General features: G+C 58.5%; 19 protein-coding genes. 10 read left to right on the top strand and 9 right to left on the bottom strand.

Going from position 1 to position 22,178, the window contains the following annotated elements:
- Positions 1-244: 244 nt before the first annotated feature.
- Positions 245-706 carry an Lrp/AsnC family transcriptional regulator gene (locus Absy_RS08810; protein WP_048854437.1) on the top strand — a complete coding sequence of 154 codons (462 nt, stop codon included), beginning with the start codon at positions 245-247 and terminating at the stop codon, positions 704-706.
- 22 nt (positions 707-728) lie between these two features.
- On the opposite strand, the gene Absy_RS08805 is transcribed toward Absy_RS08810, so the two are convergent.
- The gene (locus Absy_RS08805; RefSeq protein ID WP_048854382.1) at positions 729-1,661 is read right to left on the bottom strand and encodes a LysR family transcriptional regulator; all 933 of its coding nucleotides are present in this window, start codon (positions 1,659-1,661) and stop codon (positions 729-731) included.
- 118 nt (positions 1,662-1,779) lie between these two features.
- Here Absy_RS08805 and budA point away from each other — a divergent pair, with 118 nt between their 5' ends.
- From budA to Absy_RS08760, 9 genes are all read left to right on the top strand, one after another.
- The gene (gene budA / locus Absy_RS08800) at positions 1,780-2,562 is read left to right on the top strand and encodes an acetolactate decarboxylase (RefSeq protein WP_084597033.1); all 783 of its coding nucleotides are present in this window, start codon (positions 1,780-1,782) and stop codon (positions 2,560-2,562) included.
- A gap of 95 nt (positions 2,563-2,657) precedes the next feature.
- On the top strand, positions 2,658-4,346 hold the full coding sequence (gene alsS / locus Absy_RS08795; protein WP_048854381.1) for an acetolactate synthase AlsS: 1,689 nt from the start codon (positions 2,658-2,660) through the stop codon (positions 4,344-4,346).
- Between the two features lie 188 nt (positions 4,347-4,534).
- A complete protein-coding gene (locus Absy_RS08790) occupies positions 4,535-6,022 on the top strand; it encodes an FAD-linked oxidase C-terminal domain-containing protein (protein ID WP_415424070.1) in 1,488 nt (495 codons plus the stop codon).
- A 21-nt stretch (positions 6,023-6,043) separates the two neighbouring features.
- On the top strand, positions 6,044-7,252 hold the full coding sequence (locus Absy_RS08785) for an FAD-binding protein (RefSeq protein ID WP_048854379.1): 1,209 nt from the start codon (positions 6,044-6,046) through the stop codon (positions 7,250-7,252).
- A gap of 11 nt (positions 7,253-7,263) precedes the next feature.
- A complete protein-coding gene (glcF, locus tag Absy_RS08780; protein ID WP_048854378.1) occupies positions 7,264-8,598 on the top strand; it encodes a glycolate oxidase subunit GlcF in 1,335 nt (444 codons plus the stop codon).
- Between the two features lie 78 nt (positions 8,599-8,676).
- Positions 8,677-10,374: a thiamine pyrophosphate-binding protein gene (locus Absy_RS08775; protein WP_048854377.1), complete on the top strand. Its 1,698-nt coding sequence runs from the start codon at positions 8,677-8,679 to the stop codon at positions 10,372-10,374.
- 28 nt (positions 10,375-10,402) lie between these two features.
- Entirely contained in the window at positions 10,403-11,146 is a 744-nt protein-coding gene (locus Absy_RS08770; protein WP_048854376.1) for a (Fe-S)-binding protein, read from the top strand.
- Positions 11,143-12,549 carry a lactate utilization protein B gene (locus Absy_RS08765; protein ID WP_048854375.1) on the top strand — a complete coding sequence of 469 codons (1,407 nt, stop codon included), beginning with the start codon at positions 11,143-11,145 and terminating at the stop codon, positions 12,547-12,549. Before Absy_RS08770 ends, Absy_RS08765 begins: the two co-directional genes overlap by 4 nt.
- Positions 12,546-13,139 carry a LutC/YkgG family protein gene (locus Absy_RS08760; RefSeq protein WP_048854374.1) on the top strand — a complete coding sequence of 198 codons (594 nt, stop codon included), beginning with the start codon at positions 12,546-12,548 and terminating at the stop codon, positions 13,137-13,139. Before Absy_RS08765 ends, Absy_RS08760 begins: the two co-directional genes overlap by 4 nt.
- A 99-nt stretch (positions 13,140-13,238) precedes the next feature.
- Here the strand turns inward: Absy_RS08760 and murA are convergent, their stop codons facing one another.
- The 8 genes from murA to Absy_RS08720 form a co-directional block, all read right to left on the bottom strand.
- The gene (gene murA, locus Absy_RS08755; RefSeq protein WP_048854373.1) at positions 13,239-14,501 is read right to left on the bottom strand and encodes a UDP-N-acetylglucosamine 1-carboxyvinyltransferase; all 1,263 of its coding nucleotides are present in this window, start codon (positions 14,499-14,501) and stop codon (positions 13,239-13,241) included.
- Positions 14,502-14,505: 4 nt separating this feature from the next.
- Complete coding sequence (gene dcd / locus Absy_RS08750; RefSeq protein WP_048854372.1) at positions 14,506-15,060, bottom strand: dCTP deaminase; 555 nt, start codon at positions 15,058-15,060, stop codon at positions 14,506-14,508.
- Positions 15,057-15,275: a hypothetical protein gene (locus Absy_RS08745; RefSeq protein ID WP_048854371.1), complete on the bottom strand. Its 219-nt coding sequence runs from the start codon at positions 15,273-15,275 to the stop codon at positions 15,057-15,059. The genes dcd and Absy_RS08745 overlap by 4 nt, the downstream gene beginning before the upstream one ends.
- 153 nt (positions 15,276-15,428) lie before the next feature.
- Entirely contained in the window at positions 15,429-17,192 is a 1,764-nt protein-coding gene (locus Absy_RS08740; RefSeq protein WP_084597032.1) for a carbohydrate porin, read from the bottom strand.
- A gap of 385 nt (positions 17,193-17,577) precedes the next feature.
- Positions 17,578-18,432: a hopanoid biosynthesis-associated protein HpnK gene (hpnK, locus tag Absy_RS08735; protein ID WP_048854370.1), complete on the bottom strand. Its 855-nt coding sequence runs from the start codon at positions 18,430-18,432 to the stop codon at positions 17,578-17,580.
- Positions 18,433-18,551: 119 nt separating this feature from the next.
- Complete coding sequence (hpnJ, locus tag Absy_RS08730) at positions 18,552-19,979, bottom strand: hopanoid biosynthesis associated radical SAM protein HpnJ (RefSeq protein ID WP_173957491.1); 1,428 nt, start codon at positions 19,977-19,979, stop codon at positions 18,552-18,554.
- A 142-nt stretch (positions 19,980-20,121) separates the two neighbouring features.
- On the bottom strand, positions 20,122-21,297 hold the full coding sequence (hpnI, locus tag Absy_RS08725) for a bacteriohopanetetrol glucosamine biosynthesis glycosyltransferase HpnI (RefSeq protein ID WP_048854369.1): 1,176 nt from the start codon (positions 21,295-21,297) through the stop codon (positions 20,122-20,124).
- A 74-nt stretch (positions 21,298-21,371) separates the two neighbouring features.
- A complete protein-coding gene (locus Absy_RS08720) occupies positions 21,372-22,025 on the bottom strand; it encodes an ABC transporter substrate-binding protein (protein WP_048854368.1) in 654 nt (217 codons plus the stop codon).
- Between the last annotated feature and the right edge of the window lie 153 nt (positions 22,026-22,178).

The following is a 22,178-nucleotide window of genomic DNA, read 5'->3' as shown; positions in this document are numbered from 1 at the left end:
ATATAAAATTAACCAAAATACGCGCTGAGCGGCAAATAATTTTATTGCTCTCCCAGTATGACCAGACCGCACGAGTCCGGGTATTTTTGCACTTGTGCACCCAGATGTGATTATGAAATGCTGGAAGAGCCAAGCAGACAGACCTTCTTCCATAAAAAAGGGAGGTTGTGAGGGAATATTTCTTTTTTGAACAAAAACAAATAACAAAATTTCAGATATTTGGGTAATTGGAGTGCCGGATTTTATGGAAGACTGTCTGGATAAAACGGACCGGCAGATTTTGCGCCTGTTGCAGAATAACGGGCGTATGCACAACGCGGAACTGGCGGACAAGGTGCAGGTCAGCCCCGCGACCTGCCACCGCCGGGTGCAGCGTTTGTTTGATGAAGGATATATTTCCTCCGTAAGGGCCACGGTAAACGCCAGCCGGGTCGGCTTGGGCATGCTGGTGCTGGTGGGGATTGTGCTGGAGCGCACACCAGACAGCTTTGCCCTGTTTGAAGCAGCCATGGCGGACCAGCCCCTTGTGCTGGACTGCTACCTTGTGGCCGGGGATTTTGATTATTTTTTAAAAATCCGTGTCAGGGATATGGAGCATTTTGACCAGTTCCATGCGGATGTGCTGAGCACCCTGCCATCTGTGCGGCAGACGCGCACTTTTTTTGTGGTCAGGTCCGTGGCGGAGGCCAAGGAATACAGTTTTTAGACCAGTCTTTGTAACAGTCGGATTATTCCAGATCAAAAAAGTCCTGTTCCGGCTGGCGGTTTGTCCATTTGCGGCAGGCTGTGCGCAGGACTGCGGCAAAGCGTGTGACCAGTGGCATGTTCTGCCCTGCACGTATGGCAACAGCCAGCGTTGCACGGGGGGCAGGCTCGCTTATGGTATGGAAGGTAACCCCGCCAGCATGGATCTGGCTGAGTGAACGCGGAACAACCGAAACCCCAAGCCCTGCGGCAACCAGAGGAATGGTCCCGGCAATCTGTGGGGCCTGCTGCCCCATAACCGGCGTAACTCCCGCAACCTGATAGGCCGAAAGTATGGCATCATGAAAACCCGGCCCCAGTTCCCGCGGGAAGATGATCAACGGGTCCTGTGCCACCATATCCAGACTGATCACCGGCGTATCTGCAAGCTGATGGCCGCGTGGGAGGGCAATAACCGTGGGTTCATCCAGTAGATGAAAAACCGAAAGCCGCACCGGGTCGGGCACGGGGGGGCGGACAATGGCTATATCCACACTGGGTTCATGCAGCGCCGTACAGAGTGAGGGCGTGTTGCTCTCTTCCAGAAAAATAGTGACATCGGGTGCCATTTCCCGAAAACGACGGATCGTGAACGGGATAACCGGCAACAGCGATACTGCCCCGGCAAGCCCCAAGCGGATATGCCCCATTTCGCCCCGTGCCAGCCCTTGCGCGGTTGAGAGGAACTGGGTCTGAAGGTCGAGTATGGTTTTGGCGCGGGGGAGCAGCATGGCGCCAATATCGGTCAGTTTAACGCCCCGCGTCAGCCGTTCAAACAGCACCACACCAAGGTTTTTCTCCAGTTGCCGGATCTGCTGGCTCAGGGGGGGCTGTTCCATGCCCAGGGCTTCGGCAGCACGGGTAATGCTGCCATGCTCGGCTACGGTTACAAAATAACGGAGGTGTCGGATATCCATAACCCATATATATCCGATATGGATAACACCGCCAAGATATATTGGAAGACTGCTTCAAGCCGTTATAACATCTGCGTCAGATGATCTGGACCCGTTTGTGTTTGAAGGAGAGCGTATCATGGTAAAGCAGCCGGTGGCGGACATAGACCTACGGTCTTCCGCTTTGGGGAATGGCGTTGTCGGTCGGCCTCTGGTGAACCGCCTGTACCAGACCTCCACCATGGCCGCCTTGCTTGATGCGGTGTACGATGGGGAAACCACGCTGGATGAACTGCTCCAGCATGGTAACTTTGGTCTTGGCACCTTTAATTCCCTCGATGGGGAAATGATTGTAACGGATGGTGTTGTGCGCCAGTTCCGTGCGGAAGGGCTGGCGGCAGAAGTGCCCGGCTCGCTTAAAACTCCCTTTGCCTGTGTGACGTATTTTGAACCCGAAAAAAATGTGACGGTCGATACCCCCAAGGACAAGGAAAGTTTTGAAGAGCTGGTAGACCACCTGCTGGGCAACCCCAACCTGTTTGGTGCAGTGCGCTTTACCGGCCTGTTTGAGCGGGTGGATACGCGCACGGTGTTCTGCCAGTGCAAACCGTACCCCCATATGCTTGAAGTGGTTAAAAAACAGCCAACCTTTACGATGGAATCGGTTACCGGCACCATGATCGGCTTCCGCACCCCGGTTTATATGCAGGGTGTTAACGTGGCAGGTTACCATCTGCACTTCCTCTCTGAGGATCATAAGCGGGGCGGGCACGTAACCGAATACAAAATTGTTAAGGGTGTGCTGGAAGTTGCAACAATTTCCGACCTTCAGGTTCAGTTGCCGCGCACAAAGCAGTTTGCGCAGGCCAACCTGAACCCCGAAAGCCTGAGTGAAGCCATTCGCATTGCTGAAGGCGGCTAAAACTCTTTTCGGCTGATCCGTGTTTTTTTGAATGGCCTGGGGCTGCTGCGCGTCTTTTTCCCGGCAGCCCTGCCTTGCTTGGGGTTTTTTCTACAATGACCAAAATGGCAGACACCACTGCACAATGCGGTGCGGAGCTTATTGTCAAAAATCTGGAAGCACATGGGATTACCCACGTGTTCGGTATTCCCGGTGCCAAGGTGGACCGGTTGTTTGATGCGCTGGTCGATTCCTCGATCGAAACCGTCGTAACCCGGCATGAGCAGAATGCCGCGTTTATTGCCGGTGGGCTTGGCCGCATTACCGGCAAGGCGGGGGTGTGCATTGCAACATCCGGCCCCGGTGCTTCCAACTTTATTACCGGGCTGGCCACGGCAAATTCCGAAGGGGACCCCGTTCTGGCTATTGGTGGGGCGGTCAAGCTGGCAGACCGGCTAAAGCTGACCCACCAGACCATGGATACGGTCAGCCTTTTCCGCCCCGTAACCAAATATAGCGTGGAACTGACCACCCCCACGGCTATTTCCGAAGTGATGGCAAACGCCTTCCGCTTTGCAGAAAGTGGTCGCCCCGGTGCGGCATTTGTCAGCACCCCCATGGATGTGTTGTCCATGCCTGCCAGCGCGCCTGTTCTGGCCGACCGGCTGGCTCCGCGTATGGGGGGTGCTCCGGCGGATGTTGTGGCCGAAGCCGCCACATTGCTTAAAAAGGCCAAACGTCCGGTTATGCTGCTGGGTATGCTGGCCAGCAGGCCGGATGTGGCGGATGCGGTGCGCGCTTTTGTCAAACAGACTGGCGTGCCGGTGGTGGGGACGTATCAGGCCGCAGGGGCTGTGTCCGAAGAGCTGGTGGACCGGTTTGGTGGGCGTATTGGCCTGTTCCGCAACCAGCACGGGGACCAGCTCCTGCATGAAGCCGATGTGGTGGTAGCCGTTGGTTACAACCCGGTCGAATATGACCCGTGGCTGTGGAATGTTAACGACGCGCGGCAGATTATTAACATCGACATTGTTCCTGCTGAACTGGACAATGCGTTTGTCCCCGCCATTGAACTGATTGGTGATATTGCCCTGACGCTGGAAGGGCTGGGGGGCAAGGCAGGTGGTCTGGCCCGCGCCCCAGAGCTGGAAGCCGTGCTGGAAGGGTACAAAAAAGCCCGCCGTACTGCACTGCTGGATGCACGGAGCAGCAGCAACAGTGCCGTGCACCCGCTCCAGATCGTGCGGGAACTGGAACAGTTTGTGACCCCCGACATGACCCTGTGCCTGGATATGGGAACCTTCCATATCTGGCTTGCACGTTACCTGCTGTCCTTCCGGGCCCGTCAGGTGCTGATCAGCAACGGGCAGCAGACCATGGGTGTGGGCCTGCCGTGGGGCATTGCGGCCAGCCTTGTCAACCCATCGCAAAAAGTTGTTTCCATCTCGGGCGATGGCGGGTTCATGATGTCGAGCATGGAGCTCGAAACCGCTGTGCGCCTGAAGTGCAACCTGATCCATATGGTCTGGATCGATCAGGCTTACAACATGGTCGAAATTCAGGAGCAGAAGAAGTACGGCCGTGGTTCGGGCGTGCATTTTGGCCCGATCGATTTTGCAAAATATGCAGAAGCCTGCGGGGCAAAAGGCATTACGGCCACAACGGAGGATGGGGTGCGTCAGGCCCTGCGTGATGCCATGGATGTGGAAGGCCCGGTAGTGATTGCCGTGCCGGTTGATTATTCCCACAACCATCTGCTCATGCAGCCACTGGCACAGTTGGGGGAAACCACAGCAGCAGCCTGAAAACAGGACTGCGCTTGACGCAGAACAGGTTCTATTGCTGTCATCCGCTCCATCCGTTTCATGAACGCGATAATGTTGTTATAACACCACAACACGACGCCATGGGCGGACGGAGCAAAGGAGGCAGGCACACTGCCTTTTTTCTTCCATGACGCGGCAACGCAGTATGAAAGAGAACAAGAATGCAGATGCCCGAACCGAGTCAGGCCATTCTGAGCCAGCGTGATGCACTGGCGCAGGGCCTGCGCAAGATTGTGGGAAAAGACTGGGTCATTTCCGACGATGCACAGCGCAGACCCTACCAGTGCGATGGCATTACCGCTTACATGGCCATGCCGTTGCTTGTGGTTTTGCCCGGCTGCGCGGAGGAAGTGCAGGCCGTTCTGCGTTTTTGTCACGAAAAAGGTGTAAAAATTGTGCCGCGCGGGTCTGGCACATCACTTTCCGGTGGGGCTCTGCCACTGGAAGATGGCGTGCTGCTGGTTACCTCGCGTCTGTGCAACGTGCTGGCGGTGGACGAACACAACCGTGTGGCGCGCGTGCAGCCCGGTGTGCCTAACATTAAAATTACCGAGGCCGTCAGCCATCTTGGTCTGTGTTACATGCCCGACCCATCCAGCCAGCTTATTTCCACCATAGGTGGGAACGTGGCGGAAAACGCAGGCGGCGTGCACTGCCTTAAATACGGTGTGACCGCCAACCATATTCTGGGCATTCAGGCTGTTCTGATGACCGGCGAGATGGTGGAACTCGGTGGGGCTTACCTTGGCGCGGCCGAAGGCGAGCTGGACCTTATGGGTGTCCTGACCGGATCGGAAGGGCTGCTGGCCGTTGTGACGGAAATTGCCGTACGGCTGGAGCCTGTGCCCGAAGTGGCGCGAGTGATTTCCATGAGCTTCCCGTCCGTGGAGGAGGCCTGCGCATGTGTGGGGGCCATTATTGGCGCGGGCATTATTCCCGCCGGACTGGAGTTCATGGACCGTAAGGTGCTCGATGCGGTCTCGGTCCTGATCAAGGAAAAATTTGATGACCGCACGGCGGCACTCCTGCTGTGCGAACTCGATGGTACGGCGGTTGAGGTGGATGCACTGGTTGGGGTGGTCAGTGACGTTGCGCGTGGTCAGGGTGCGATCGAAATCAAGGTCAGCACCACGGAAGAAGAGCGCCAGCGCATATGGAGCAGCCGCAAACTGGCTTTTTCTGCCATTGGCAAGCTCTGCCCGGACTATTACTGCACGGACGGCACAATTCCGCGCAACAAACTGCCCGAAGTGCTGAATAAAATGGCCGACATGTCCAGAAAATACGGGCTGGATTACGCCAACTGCTTCCATGCGGGGGATGGCAACCTGCACCCCATTATCATGTACGATGCGGCCAAACCGGGTGATCTGGAAAAAGCCGAGGAATTTGGGGCCGATGTGCTGATTGCCTGCGTGGATGCCGGTGGGGTGCTTAGCGGGGAGCATGGGATTGGTGTTGAAAAACGCGACCTGATGACCCATCAGTTTACCGAAATTGATCTCCAGCAGCAGCAGATGGTCAAATGTGCGTTTGACCCCAAAGACCTGCTTAATCCGGGCAAGATGTTCCCAACCCTGTGCCGTTGCGCGGAATTCGGGCGGATGCATGTGCATAACGGCAACCTGCGTTTTGCAGATATTCCGCGTTTCTGATTCTGGTAGGGCATTGCAAGCATGACAGACACACAAACCATTGCCGCCATGCGTCCTGCCAGCACGCAGGATGTGGCCGATATTCTTATGGATGCAGCCCGGAAGGGCGAGCCTCTGGCCGTGCGGGGGAATGGCACCCGTACAGGGCTTGGCAACCCGGTGCGCGCAACGCGCGTGCTGGAACTGGGCGGGCTGAATGCCATAGATTTTTACGACCCGGATGATCTGGTTATCCGCGCCGGTGTGGGTGTTACACTGGATGAAGTGGAGCAGCTTCTGGCGCAGAAGGGCCAGTACCTGCCGTTTGAACCGCCACGCTATGCCGGGTTATATGGCACCGATAGTGCCCGCTGCACATTGGGTGGGGCCGTGGCAACAGCCCTGTCCGGCCCACGGCGGATACTGACCGGTGCGGCGCGCGACTTTGTTCTGGGCGTGGAAGGTGTGAACGGTCAGGGGGACGTGTTCAAGGCCGGTGGGCGCACCATGAAGAACGTTACAGGCTATGACCTGAGCAAACTGGTTACAGGCTCCAACGGCACATTGGCGGCACTGACAACCGTGACCATTAAAGTACTGCCTGCCCCAAGGGCGGAGGTCACGCTCGTGCTGCCCGCCACCTCTGTAGAGGAGGATGTGGCCCTGTTCGCCAGAATGCGCGCCTTGCCGCTGGGCATAGGCGGGCTGGCCCGCCGGGTTAATGCCGCAGGTGTGTGCGAAGTGCTGGTGCGGGTGGAAGGGAGTGTCCCCGGTGTTGCAGGTAACCAGCAGATTCTGAACAGTCTGCTGGCCACGCGTGGGCCCATGCAGGTGCTGGAGCAGGCAGAAAGCCAGAGCCTGTGGGCTGGTGTGCGTGAACTGACCTGCCTGCACGCCCGACCGGACGAACTGGTCTGGCGTGTTAACCTGCCTGCCACAACCATGCCCGCGTTTGTGGAGCAGGCGCGCAAGGCAGGCTGCATCAACCGCTTTTTTGTAGATTGGGCGGGTGGCGTTGTGTTTTCCACCATGCGCGGTGTGCAGCCGGAGGTGGACACCCTGCGTTACCGTAAAATGGCAGAACAGGCCGGTGCGCGCGCAACCATCCTCCGTGCGCCAGATGCGGTGCTGACGCAGTTTGGCGCGTTCCCCCCTGTAAGTGCCGGGGTTGCGGCACTGGCCGCGCGTACCCGTGCTGCCTTTGACCCGGCGGGTATTCTCAACCCCGGCCGTATGACCGTTCAGGCGTAGGAGACGCACCAATGCTCAGCCACATTCCTCAGGCCGCGCTGGATGCGGACCCGAACGTTCAACTGGCCAAAGATATTATTGGCAACTGCGTGCATTGTGGTGTGTGCCTCTCGCGCTGCCCCACATACGCCGTAAAACATGAGGAAAATGACAGCCCGCGTGGCCGCATTTTTCTGATGAAGGATATGTACGAAAAAGGCGGTGCGCCAGACGCCAAAACGGTCGAACATCTGGACCGCTGCCTGACCTGCCTTGCGTGCGAGGCCATATGCCCTTCAGGTGTGGAATATTCCAAGCTTATTGCGCATGGGCGCGAATATGTGGAGGAACATTACAGGCGCCCCCTCTTCCAGCGGGCCGTGCGCGAACTGCTGGTCCGGCTTATTCCCAATGCCCGCCTGTTCCGTCTGGCTATTTTTGGCGGGCGTATGGGGCGGCCTTTCCGGGGGCTGTTCTCGGGCACCATGCGCGCCATGCTGGATATGGTGCCAACCAAGCCGCTGCCTGCTCCAAGTCCTGTTGACCGGCCCCAGACATTTTTGCCAGCACCCGAGGGGGGTAAGGCAGCCAAACCCCGTAAGCGTGTGGCGTTGCTGAACGGCTGCGTACAGACCGTGCTGGATACCGCCATTAACGAGGCCACAATTCGCCTGCTCCAGCGCCATGGGGTGGAAGTGGTTGTGGCGGCGGGGTCGGGTTGCTGTGGCGCCCCCGCCGAACATATGGGGGACGAGGCGCAGGCCCTGCCACTGGTCAAGGCGAACATTGACGCATGGCTGCGCGAGGCTGATGGCCCGGATGGGCTGGATGCCATTGTTATCAACACCTCAGGGTGTGGCACGTCCATCAAGGCGTATGGCCATGCGCTCCGTCTGGACCCGGCATGGGCGGACAAGGCGGCCCGTGTGTCCGCCATGGCCAAGGATATTAGCGAGTTCATGGTGGAAATCGGGTTGCAAAAACCCGTTAACCCCACCGGGCTGCGCGTGGTGTACCATTCCGCCTGTTCCATGCAGCATGGGCAGCGGATTGTGAACCAGCCCAAGGACCTGCTGCGCGAGGCAGGGTTTACCGTGCTGGATGTGCCGGAAGGTTATCTGTGCTGCGGTTCTGCCGGGACCTACAACCTGCTCCAGCCCGACATTGCCAATGAGCTGAAGGAGCGCAAACTGCGCAATATCCGCTCCGTTCATGCCCAGATTGCCGCCAGCGGCAACATTGGCTGCATGACCCAGCTGGCGGGCGAGCTGGGCCTGCCGTTTGTGCATACCGTGGAACTGCTGGACTGGGCTACGGGTGGCCCCGAACCCGCAGCGCTCAAAGGGCAGAAGCTGGCGGCGGAATAACAGGTCGCCACGGTGTAAGGGGGCTTGCTCAGGCACGGCCCCCATGGACTGGCCAACAGGGGCAGGGGAGCAAAAGGCATGTCAGGCATAACAGGTGTGGATGCGGCCGGGGGCAGATTGCGCCGTGGGGCTGCCGTGCTGCTGGAGGTTCTGCGCAGCGAGGGGGTTGATTATATTTTTGGCAACCCCGGCACAACCGAACTGCCACTGATCGATGCGTTGCTGGAAGTGCGGGACGTGCATTACGTGCTGGGCCTGCAGGAAGCCAGCGTCGTGGCCATGGCCGATGGCTATGCACAGGCGGCGCGCAAACCGGGATTTTTGAACCTGCATACGGCTGGCGGGCTTGGGCATGGTCTGGGCAACCTGCTCAATGCCAGCGTGTCCCAGACCCCGCTGGTGGTGACAGCAGGGCAGCAGGATTCCCGCCATACCATTTCAGACCCGCTGCTGTTCGGAGATCTGGTGCAGATTGCCCGCCCGGCGGTCAAATGGGCGCAGGAGGTCGCACATGCGGACCAGTTGCCCGTGCTGCTCCGCCGTGCCTTCCATGATTCCACGGCAGCGCCCAGCGGGCCTGTGTTCCTCTCGTTGCCCATGGACGTTATGGAGGAACTGAGTGCGGTGGATATTGGTGCGCCATCGCAGATCAACCGTCAGGCCGTGGCCGGTGGACTGCCGGAGCTTGCGCGTGCTCTGGCGGGCATAGCCCCCGGTCGGTTGGCGATTATTGCCGGGGACGAGGTTTACGGTTCCGATGCCGCAGCCGAGGTTGCGGCCGTGGCCGAATGTCTGGGTGCTCCGGTTTATGGTTCGTCCTGGCCATCGCGCATTCCGTTTGCAACGGCCCATCCGTTGTGGTGTGGCAACCTGCCCACGCAGGCAACCGCCATTGCGGAAAAGCTGGGTGCGTATGACGCCATTTTTGCATTGGGTGGCAAATCCCTGATTACCATTCTGTACACGGAAGGCCCGGCCCTGCCGCCAAGCTGTGCCGTGTATCAGATGTCCTCCGATGTGCGGGATCTGGGGCGTACGTTCTGGACCCCGCTTTCGGTCGTGGGGGATATTCGTGCGTCCTTGCAGGCATTGCTGCCGGAGTTGCAGGGGCAGACGCAGGCGAATGCGCAGGCTTATCACGCGGCAGGTCAACAGGTTGCGGCAGAGCGGCAGGCGCACAGGGCGCAGGCCCGTGCAGACGTGCTGGTCCACCAGAGTGATGCGGTTATCCACCCCAGCGTTGCTGCGTGGGAGGTGGTGCGCGCCATTGGCCCGGATATTGCCATTGTGGATGAGGCCATAGCCACATCCTCCGATGTCCGCCTGTTTTTGGAAAGTGCATGGTCTGCCCAGTATTCCTTCCTGCGTGGGGGAGCGCTTGGGTGGGGGATGCCTGCTGCCGTTGGGGCATCGCTCGGCCTTGGGCGCGAGCGTGTTGTGTCTCTTGTGGGGGATGGCGCGGCTCTGTATTCGCCTCAGGCGTTATGGACCGCGGCACATGAGAAGCTGCCTGTGACTTTTGTGGTCATGAATAATCAGGAGTACAATGTGCTCAAGAACTTCATGCGGCAGCAAAAAGACTATATTTCCGCGCGGGAAGGGACTTATCCAGCCATGGATATTGTGAACCCGAGCATAGACTATCAGGCGCTTGCCCGTTCCATGGGTGTGCCCTCCACCAGATTGACGCGGGCGGCCGATATTGCCCCGGCACTGGAGGCGGCTTTGGCAACTGATGGCCCATCTTTAGTGGAAATTGTGATTGCAGCGAGCTGAGGAGGCTCGTTCTTTACCGGGGGTGCGTATGAAAATCGGGTTGTTTATTCCCTGTTATATAGACGCGTTTTATCCAAACGCGGGGATTGCTACACTGGAGTTGCTGGAAAAGCTGGGTCAGGACGTGGAATACCCCATGAACCAGACCTGCTGTGGCCAGCCCATGGCCAATTCGGGCTGCAACAAGGATGCAGCACCGGCAGAAGCTCTGTTTGTTAAAAACTTTGCCAAGTATGATGCCATTGTTATGCCATCTGGCAGTTGCACACACCATGTGCGCGACAATTTTGATGCGATCGAACAAACGGATGAAGTACGCCATGTGCGTGAAAACACGTTTGAACTGGTCGAGTTTTTGCATGATGTTCTGAAGGTGCAGGACTTCCCCTGGGCCGAGTTCCCGCACAAGGTGGGGCTGCATAACAGTTGCGGCACATTGCGCGCGCTGCGCACGGCCAGCATGTCCGAGCTGGGTGAGCCGTTTTTTTCCAAACCCATGGATTTGTTGAACAAGGTCAAGGGCATTTCCTTTGCCACGCCCAAACGCCCGGATGAATGCTGTGGTTTTGGTGGAACCTTCTCGGTTACGGAGGAGGCTGTGTCCGCCAAAATGGGAACGGACAAGGTGCGTGACCACCATCAGGCGGGGGCTGAATATATTGTTTCGGCCGATACGTCATGCATGATGCACCAGCAGGGGTGCGCGGAGCGGGCGGGCGTGCCTATCCGCTTCATTCATATTGCTGAAATTCTGAATGGAGCGCGGGAATGAAAGTCAAACCTGTTAACCACGCCAAGGCTGCTGAAGCATTTATTGAAGATACGGCTCACATGGATTTCCATGATGAACGGCTTTGGGACCTGCGGCAAAAGCGCGACCAGCAGATGCACATTCTGCCCGAATGGCAGGAACTGCGCGCCCGTGCTTCCGCCATTAAGGAGCATACGCTGGCCAACCTGCCCGAATATCTGGAGCAGTTTGAAGCAAATGCCAAAAAGAACGGTATTCACGTTCACTGGGCTGCCGATGGCGCGGAACATAACCGCATTGTAGGCGAAATTCTGGAAAAACACGGTGCCAAGTCGCTCATCAAGAGCAAGTCCATGGTGACCGAAGAATGCTGTATGCGCGAGTATCTGGAACCACGCGGCGTTGTGGTGACGGAAACGGATCTGGGCGAGCGTATCCAGCAGCTGGATGACCAGATGCCCAGCCATATTGTGGTGCCAGCCGTGCATAAGCTGATCCCCGATGTGGCCAAGATTTTTGCCAAACATTACCACACCGACCCGAATGATGATGATGCGCAGTCCCTTGCGTGGCAGCAGCGTCTGGCGGCCCGCCCGGTTATTCTTTCCGCCGATGCGGGGATGACGGGGGGTAACTTTGTGGTGGCGGAAACCGGCTCCTTTGTCGTTTGCACCAACGAAGGCAATGCCGACCTGAGTGCAACCGTGCCGGGGCTGCACATTGCCACAATCGGGATTGAACGCCTTGTGCCGCGTATGGCGGATATGGGCGTGTTTATCCGTATGCTCTCCCGCTCGGCGCTTGGCTCGCCCATTACGCAGTACACCACGCACTTCCGTGGCCCGCAGAAGGGGAGCGAAATGCATGTGGTGCTGGTGGATAACGGGCGTTCGCACCGTTTGGGCATGGAGGAGTTCTGGACCTCGCTCAAATGTATCCGTTGCGGCGCGTGCATGAACACCTGCCCGGTGTACCGGCGTTCGGGTGGTCTGTCCTATGGTGCGGTGTATTCCGGCCCCATTGGTGCAATTATTGACCCCACGTTTAACGAGCGCAAATACAGCACACTGCCCTTTGCCTCGACCATGAACGGGAGCTGCACCAACGTATGCCCGGTCAAGATCAATATTCATGACCAGTTGTACAAATGGCGGCGTGTGCTGGCCGAACACCACGAACTGCCGTTTGTAAAGCGGGAGGTCATGTATATGGCGGGCAAGCTTATGGGCCAGCCCAGCCTGTACCGTGCCGCCATTAACAGTACGGAAGTCGCGCTGAGCACCATGCCGCGCTTTGTGCTGTATAACTGGCTTAACCCGTGGGGCAAGCACCGCGAACTGCCACACCCGGTCAAGCAGACATTCCATAGCTGGTATAAGCAGAACCGCCTGAAAACCAAAAAGAAGGAAGGGGAAGGCGCATGAGCACGTCGCGCGATGCCATTTTGACCCGCCTGCGGGATAACCGTCCGGACCCCAAGGCGCACCCGCTCCCCCCCGTTGCAAGGCTGGGGGATATGGATAACGGGCAGGCCCGGTTTGAGAACAGCCTCCAGATTCTGGGTGGGCAGGTGCTTGAACGCCAGGAGGGCGATACACTGGCCACGGCCATTGCCCGCCGGTTCCCTGATTCCAAAGTGATCTGTTCGGCCGTGCCGGATTTTGAAGGGACGATCCGTATAGAAGACCTTGGCACGCCCCAGCAGGCGGCCTCGGTGGATGTGCTGGTGGTGCGCTCTCCGTTTGGTATTGCGGAAATGGGCTCGATCTACCTGAGCGAAGCCCAGTTGCATGACCTGAACTCCGCTGCCCATCTGACCCAGCATATTGTGGTTATTCTCTCGCCCAAAAATCTGACGGCCAACATGCACACGGCCTATATGGACCGCCCAGAGTTCCATACTGCCAATTATGGTGTGCTGATGAGCGGCCCTTCCGCCACTGCGGATATTCAGGGTGTGCTGATCCGTGGCGCACAGGGTGTGCGTACTCTCTCCATCTGGTGGGAAGACTAGGCTGTATCTCCCGCACTTTATGTGTGGGGCCAGCGTATAAAAAAACCGGGGCAGGTCAGGCTGCTCCGGTTTTTTGCATTCAGGCGTGTGGTGGGGCTGTCAGTCCCTTACGCGCTCGATCAATGCGCCACATTTGGCCAGTTTGCGTTCCACGGCCTCGTACCCCCGGTCAAGGTGGTAAACGCGGCTCAGAATGGTCTCACCATGCGCGGCAAGGCCCGCCAGAATAAGCGAGAAGGACGCCCGCAGGTCGGTTGCCATAACCGGCGCGCCGGACAGGCTGTGCACGCCACGAATAATGGCGGAAGACCCGTGGACATTAATGCGCGCACCCATACGGTTGAGTTCGGGCACGTGCATGAACCGGTTTTCAAAAATGGTTTCGGTAATCATGGAAGCCCCTTCCGCGACCGAGAGCAGCGCCATAAACTGGGCCTGCATGTCGGTTGGGAAGCCGGGGTAAGGCTCGGTCATAATATCTATGCCGCGCAAAGCCCCAGTGCGGCGCACACGCATGGTGTTGCCATCCTGCGTAACTTCTACCCCGCATTCTTCCAAGGCACGGACGACAGCCCCCAGATGGTCCATTTGGCCACCAACCAGCCGCAGGTCACCGCCTGTAATGGCTGCGGCACAGGCATAGGTGCCGCATTCAATCCGGTCGGGCATAATGCGGTGTTCGGCCCCGTGCAGGGCCTCCACACCGTCAATCAGAATGGCGGAGCTGCCCGCGCCGGTAATGCGTGCGCCCATGGCGTTCAGGCAGTTGGCCAGATCCACCATTTCCGGTTCACGGGCGGCGTTAATGATCTCGGTTTTGCCCTGCGCCAGCGTTGCCGCCATCATCAGGTTTTCGGTCGCACCAACGGATGCAAAGGGGAGAATAATGCGCTCCCCTTTTAATCCTTTGGGTGCACGGGCGTTGATATAGCCGTTTTCCAGCGTAATTTCGGCCCCGAGTGTTTCCAGCCCTTTCAGGTGCAGATCCACCGGGCGGGTGCCAATGGCACAGCCACCGGGGAGCGATACGCGTGCCTCGCGGCAGCGGGCCAGCAAAGGACCAAGGACCAGAATGGACGCCCGCATTTTGGAAACAATGTCATACGGGGCTTCGGTATTGGTAATTTCCCCCCCGACGGACAGGGTGGACCCGTCCCCCGCAAGGTCGTGCACTGCCAGCCCATGTTGTTCCAGCAGGGCGCGCATGGTGGCAATATCGGCAATATGCGGAACATTGGACAGCACAAGCCGTTCGGATGTTAATAATCCGGCTACCAGCAGCTTCAGCCCGGCGTTTTTGGCACCGCCAATGGCTATTTCCCCATGCAGGGGGCGGCCCCCCCGAATAACAAAATGGTCCATGGGGTTACATCCGTGGCGTGGCAACGCCACGCTGGCCCATATATTTGCCTGCGCGGTCCGCGTAGCTGACCTCGCACGGGGAATCGCCCTTGAAGAACAGGAACTGGCAGATACCTTCGTTAGCGTAAATGCGGGCTGGCAGGGGGGTTGTGTTGCTGATCTCGATTGTGACCTGCCCCTCCCACTCCGGCTCCAGCGGGGTTACGTTGACAATAATGCCGCACCGCGCATAGGTCGATTTGCCAAGGCAGACCACCAGAACATCCCGCGGGATCCGAAAATACTCAATGGTATGTGCCAGCACAAAGCTGTTGGGCGGAATAATGCATTCATCCGCCTTGCGGGAGACAAACCCTTCGGGGCTGAAGTTCTTGGGGTCCACAATGGCGTTGTTGACATCCGTAAAAATACGAAAATCGTCGGCCACGCGGGCATCATACCCGTAGGAGGACAGACCGTAGGAAATAACGCCTTCGCGCTTCTGGTTTTCCACAAACGGTTCGATCATGCCGTGATCGTTCGCCATCTGGCGGATCCATGTATCGGGCATCACGGTCATGTCTTGCTCTCTTCATTGCCGGGGGTGGTCTGTGTGGTGGCGGGGCGTTGGTCCTCCGCCGTCTGGTCCTGCCTGCTGCGGGCCTGTTCCTTGCGGCGGCGCAGGTTGGCGCGCAGTGCTGCCGCCTGGCGAGCAAGCCGTTCGGCATGTGCCGCTTCCGCTCTGGCGGAAAGGGTCTGTCCGGTGGAGGGTGTATTGTGGGGCGTATCAGTCATGCCAGATGCAGCAAGGCCAGTCGCGTACAGGTTGAACGTTGGTCTTGCTGACTAGCAGAGGTGGTCCGCCATGCCTAGACCCTGCCACGGGGGCAGGGGGCATTCGTGGTGTTTTATGCCAGACTGCCGGTCCATACCGGACCGGCATAAGGGTTACAGGGCGGCAATAACCTTAAGCCCGACCAGTGCTGCGTTGCGGATGTTGTGTGTTTCCCCCGGGTGGATCATGTACTGGAATTCTGGCTGGACCAGCACGCCGTGGGTTGCATCAATCCCGTAGTAAGCTTCAATCAGTTCGGAATCATTTTGGATCCCATGAATGGTTGAGCCCAGAGAATACCCGTTTTCCACAGCCAGAATCTGGCTTTCGCGCCGTCTGCGGCTGACTTTGTACCATGAGTACAGCACACCAAAGCGGTCGGTCATACGGCTGGGAATAAGCCCGACAAAGGACAGGCCCGCATAGGCCTGATCCGATATGTTCACGACCCGTGGTGTGGCGTGCACATATCCGGCCATCAGGTAGCCACCGGCCATCTGGTTACGGCCACCAAGGCGGTAAATCATCTGGTCTGCTTCCAGCCACATGGAGTCGGATGGTGCAGAGCGTGTGCCCGGCAGCGTGTTGGCCACATGGGCAGGCAGGACCGAGCCAATCTTGTCCGCATAACGGGTTGTATCATGCTCGTACCCCAGCACGTAATGGCCCGGCAAACGGTTGCGGGTCAGGAAAGGTGCCCAGGTCAATTCGATTGGCAAGGACAGGCCGGTCGCATCTTCTGCGCCCCATGCCCAGCCGGAGGGGTTGTCGGTAATTTTGCTGACCGAGTAAGCGCCAACCTGCAAGGCCGTGTCCCGCGTGGGGCGGAAGCGCACGCGTGCACCCCATGTTGCCTTTGGGTACACGCTCATGCCCGGAAGCTGCTTGATGGCCACCGGAGCCGAACAGGTGACCATGAAGGAGCACAGCAGGGGCGACGTTGCAAAGACATGGGTCAGCGACATTCGGCCAAAAATGATGTCCAGCTTGTTGTTGAGCATCTTTTTCTCGGCGTACATGTCCACCAGATGGGCCACCACGTTGCCTGAGAGTGTGTAAACTTCCTGAAGCGCTGCGTAGTATTCGCCCACGCGCACGTTCTGGGCTGCACGGCCTGCACGCTCCATAACCAGTGCATGAACGGACCAGCCATTGAGCGACTGGTTCATGCGGCCCAGATCAAACGTGGTCTGCAAGGTCAGCTCATGCACGTAGCTGATCCCCTTCTGGTGGGGGAGCCCCCCGGCAACCAGACCCATGGCCTCCCCTTTGTAGGAGAAGGAGAACGAAAAGCCTTTGTCCCGCAGCCGGTCGCGGAATGGCATAAGCTGCGGAATAAGGTGCCCCGTACCCGCTGTTGGCACGTAGTAGGGGTCTGGCAGGTCGTAGTCGCGCTGGGCATCAAGGCTTGCGGGCAGCAGGGCGGATGGACCTTCCGCATTGCTGAGTGCGTCCAGTTCAATCTGGTGGAGCGAGTGTGGGGTTTCCGATGGCATAATCGGCATCACACTCAGTGGAGCCAGACCGGGCGATGGCAGAATGGGCACCCCGCTTGGTGGAATGGGAGTGTTGGGCGGGCGGCGGATGGCGCTCAGGTCCGGGCCAATGGTTTCCGCATCCAGCGGGCGCAGGGACTGCGTGGGCAGGGCATGGACCTTGCTGCCGGGGTTGATGATCGTGTCCGAAACGGGGGCAACGGCAGGTTGCGCGGTGAGGGCAGAGGCGTGGGTTGTCTGGGCCTGTGCTGTGCCCACGCCAAAGGGGGTATGCCAGACCGATGCCAGTGCAAAGGCTGCTGCCGCAGTGCGGGTGGGCAGGGAACACAGCGCACGCTCTGGCGTGCCACGGTGCGGCAGGGGGCGGTGTATTTTTGGCATTGTTCTTCCGCTTCCTCTCGTTTTGCCGGAGGGAGTTGTTTTGTGCGTGCAGTGGTGTGAGGGGAGGGATGTTCCCTCTGGCCCTGTCGTTCAGACGGTGAGTGCAACCCACAGAACGGGCAGGGCATAGGTTCCAGTGCCACCAACGTGGTGCGGAACGCAGCAAGACCGGAAGCAGATGGTCCGGGGAGGAGAATGTGCAACCATGGGACAGACCGTTATTGTTTTTGTTGTTGTCGGTCCGTCATCTGGAGCATGAAGGGAAATGTTCGGTCAAGGGTGGTTTTGTAATATTATTACCCAAAAACATTAAAAAACGGCATTTTAGAAAAAGTTGAGTGCAAATTTTTGTTATAACGATAAATTTGCAACATGCGCACGGCAGCTATGCACCTTGCGCGACATCCTGCCAGCCACAAAGCTGCACTCCCGCATGTTCCAGCCCTGACCGAAAATCCTGCGAACAGAGGGCATGGAATTCTCCCTCGTGTTCATAAGTGGGCATCAGCGATTCCAGCATGGCGTTCTTGTGGGTGGCAGGGTGGAAATAGATCTCGGACACGCCATCGGGCAGGTGTGCTGCAAGGGCAGCCATACGCTCGGTAGTCATGTGTCCGCTCCATGCCAGACCAAAACACCAGTCGTTAGTGGCCATGCCCGCAGCATGGGCCTGATGGCGGAGCAGGGCCGTCCAGCGGCGGAGGGCGGCATCTCCCAGTGTGTCGGTGTAGGAGCCTGCGGCTTGCAGGGGCCTGGGGGGTTCCAGAGGAATGCGCACGGCGTTCAGCCCATACCCCTTGCCAATGCCAATCATCAGCTTACCCACGGTGGGGTGCAGGTGCATGTGTTTGTGGGCATTGGCATGGTCCAGTGCCAGCCCTGTGCGGCTGAAGGCTTCAAACTGGGCGGTAATTTCCGTTGCCAGTTCCCGCCGCCCTTCGGGGCGAAAAAAGTAATCCACGCCAAGTCCAAGCTGGGAGGAGGAGAACCAGCCATTGTCCCGCGTAATCAGCGGCAGGCGTTTGTGGGGCAGAACCGATGGTCCTTCAATGACCACCAGATGCAGACCAACCTTGAGGGAGGGCAGGCGTTTGGCCCGTTCCACCGCATCCTGTGCGGCAGGGCCGGAAACCATAAGGCTGGCGGTTGAGAGCACGCCATTGACGTGGGCCTGTTCAATGGCCTCGTTAACTTCAACCGACATGCCGAAATCATCGGCAGAAATAATGGCGCGTTTCATGCTTCTGGCAGCCCTTTTCACTTTGCCTGCTGTTTATCACCGGCAGGTGTGGGCTGTCATGGCTGTTCTGGGTGGGGGCTATGCGCCACACCCCACCCAGAGCCGTTTGTTATGCCTGATCAGGCAGCCTTGCGGCCTTTAAGGAACTGGAAGAACTCCACACCTTCGCGCAGGCGGCGCTTCATCATCTGGGGCGAACGCACCATTTCCCCAACGATGGAGGCAATCTTGGGCGCACGGAAGTAGAACTTCTTGTAGAATTCTTCCACGCTGTTGAAGATTTCGGTGTGCGACAGGTGCGGGTAGTGCAGCGGTGCAATCTGCACGCCGTTTTCGTCCAGCAGTTCGGCGTTGCTTTCGTCCAACCAGCCGTTTTCCGTGGCTTCCTTGAACAGGGCTGTGCCGGGGTAAGGTGCCGCCAGCGAGACCTGCAACGTGTGTGGGTTGATTTCCTGCGCGAAGCGAATGGTTTCCTGAATGGTTTCCTTCGTTTCGCCCGGCAGACCCAGAATAAAGGTGCCGTGGATTTTAATACCCAGCTCGTGGCAGTTCTTGGTGAACTCGCGCGCCACTTCAACGCGCATCCCTTTTTTGATGTTGTGCAGGATCTGCTGGTTGCCGCTTTCATAACCAACAAGCAGCAGGCGCAGGCCGTTGTCACGCAGGACCTTCAGCGTGTCATAAGGCACGTTGGCCTTGGCATTGCACGACCAGGTCACACCCAGCTTGCCCAGTTCGCGGGCAATGGCTTCGGCGCGGGGCAGGTCATCGGTAAAGGTGTCATCGTCAAAGAAGAATTCCTTGACCTGCGGGAAGTACTGCATGGCCAGACGGATTTCCGCTGCCACATGCTGCGGGCTGCGGGTGCGGTAGCGGTGGCCACCCACGGTCTGCGGCCACAGGCAGAACGTGCAGCGCGATTTGCACCCACGACCCGTGTAGATGGAAATGTACGGGTGCATGAGGTAGCCGATGAAGTAATCTTCAATCCGCAGGTCACGCTTGTACACTTCGGTCACGAAGGGCAGGGAGTCCATGTCCTCGATCATGGCGCGGTCGCGGTTGGCAACAATTTCGCCATCCTTGTTGCGCCAGGTAATGCCGTCCACGTCCTTGAAGTCCATGCCATCGGCAATGTCCTTGATCGTGTAATCAAATTCATTGCGGGCAACAAAGTCGATGGGCGCGCCTTTAAGCAGGCTTTCCTCGGGCTGTACGGCCACTTTGGCGCCAACCATGCCAATCTTCAGGTTGGGGTTTACGTCCTTGAGCATCTGGGCCACCTGCACGTCCTTGGCAAAGGACGGGGTGGAGGTGTGCAGCACCACCAGATCGCGGTTCTTCACATCTTCCAGAATGGGTTCCATGCCCATGTTGGCCGGTGGCGCGTCAATCAGGCGGCTACCGGGAACCAGAGCAGCAGGTTGGGCCAGCCATGTCGGATACCAGAAAGATTTGATCTCACGGCGTGCCTGATAGCGCGAGCCTGCGCCGCCATCAAAACCATCAAAAGTTGGCGGCTGAAGAAAAAGGGTTCTCATCGTCATCGGTTTCTATCCTGACAAGGGCGTAGAACGGTGGGGTCCAACGGTAAGTTCCGGCACAAGTGCTGGTTCAAGGACTTCCGTCTGCTTTGGTTTAGGCAATTACTCTGGCGCATATGGAGAAAGCAAGTCTTGCATGAACCCCTTATGGGCCGGGGGAGAGGCTGCGCACGGGGGTAGAGGGGGCAGAGGGGTGTGGGGCAATGTGCATGGTTTGCCCCCGCCAGTGGACTTCCGTACCGCTGGCACTCCCTACCATAATGGCGGCAGACAGCCAGTCCCGCAGGGGGAGCAGCAGGAGCGGCCAGAGCGCACGCGCACCAACGGCACGGTCGATCAGCAGGGATGTCAGGGCACGCATGGCCCATATGCCCCAGAAGAATGGCAAACTCCACGCAGCATGTGGCTGAAAAAGCACAACCAGCGTAGCCCAAAACAGCGGGAGCTGGATGGAGGAGGCCGCATACCCGGCCGGAGCCAGCGTGCACACCGTGCGGCCCCAGCGCAGTTCATGCCGGAGGAGTTCGCCAAAGCTGGATTCGGCAATGGTGGTCCACGTCATGCACTCGGCAATGGCAATGTTCATGCCCGTCTGGCGCACAAGCCTGCCCAGCAGCGCATCGTCCGCAACATGGGGCAGAAGGGCTTCCAGCCCGCCTACCGCATCCAGCGTCTGGCGTTGCAGGGCCATGGTGGCCCCCAGACAGTCCTGCCGCCCCAGATAGCGTGAGAGCATGACCCCGGGCAGAAAATTATGGTTGATCTGGCAGGCCGCCAGCATCTGCACAATGGACCCTTTTGCGGGCAGCCCCGCATACAGGGTGGTGACCAGCCCGGTATTGGGCTGTTGCAGGGCGGATACAATGTGCCGCAGATAGTCGGGCCGTACATGAATGTCGGAATCCGAGATAACCAGAATATCATACCGCGCCTTGGGCAGAATATTCATCAGGTTACTGATCTTGCGGTTAAGGCCGTGCAGGGCTGGGTCTATAACAAGATCCATGTCCAGGTGCGGGTGGCGCGCCTGAAGGCGGCGTACAATGGCAATGGCGGGGTCATCCGCATCGCGTACGCCAAACAGGATCTGCATCTGGGGGTAGTCCTGCAGGCAAAAGCTTTCCAGCGCTTCTTCCAGCAGGGGTTCGGAGCCGTAGAGTGGTTTGAGCACACTGACCGGCGGCGCGTTCTCCAGCACCACCTGCCGCTGTTCCGTACGGCGGAAGCGCGCCAGCAGACCAGCGCCCAGAGAGGACTGGATACAGCCGGTAACCGAAAGCAGCGCGCTGGCAGCAGCCAGAAGAGGAAAAACCGCTACCATGCCTCGACCATCATGCGCCCCAGATGGGGGATAGGTGTCTGTTTGCGTTGCCGCACGCGCCTGGTCCTGTTCCCTTAGTCCTTGGAGGAAGCCTGAGCCTTGCGCTCAAGAACATTGATCAGGCCCGTAACACCACCCGATGTGAGCGTGGAGCTAAAGTCGGAGCGCTGTGCCGCTGCCTGGCTAATGCGGGCGTCGCTGAGCAGCACGTCCACAATTTTCCAGGATCCACCCGTATTGTGCATGATGTAGCTGATTTCGGTCGGGGTTGACCCATCGCTGGCCCCCAGATCGGTCACCACAATCTTGTTGCCGCCTACAGGGGCATCGGTCACGTTGGGCTGGATGGTGAACTTGATATCCGCACCGGGCTTGAAGTTGCTGACATAGCGCGAGACCGTGTAGTCCTTGAACGCGGCAAGCAGCTTCTGCTTTTCGTCCGCACTCAGCGCATTGTAACGCAGACCGATGGAGGCTTTGAGCACGGCTTCCAGATCGTAGGACTGGTCAACCGCAGCAGCAACAATCTGGCTGCGCTCGGCAAAGCTGCCGTGCGACTGCACAATCTGGTCCAGCGCCTTATACAGCGTCTGTACAGGTGCAGCCACAGCGTTGGATGGAGCGGACTGGGCAAAAGCAGCCGGGGCGGACACGCCAGCCCCAACCACAGGAAGGAGCGCCATGCTCATGCCAAGCACGAGCCCTGCGCGAAAAGAAATGCGTTTCATGCTTACGATTTTGTCCCCGTTGAGCGGTTTGACAAGGTTGCTTCGAGCATGTCTCCGATGCCCGCAGCGCTCACACCCAGCGCATTAAGTGCGGTTGCGACGATGTGGGGAGCGGAGAGCCCTGCCTCGTCATACTGCGCATCCTGCGTGTTG

The sequence above is a fragment of the Acetobacter syzygii genome, assembly GCF_000964225.1.
Lineage (GTDB): Bacteria > Pseudomonadota > Alphaproteobacteria > Acetobacterales > Acetobacteraceae > Acetobacter > Acetobacter syzygii.
Note: the sequence above shows the minus strand (reverse complement) of the source record. Positions and strands in the feature narration are given on the sequence as shown.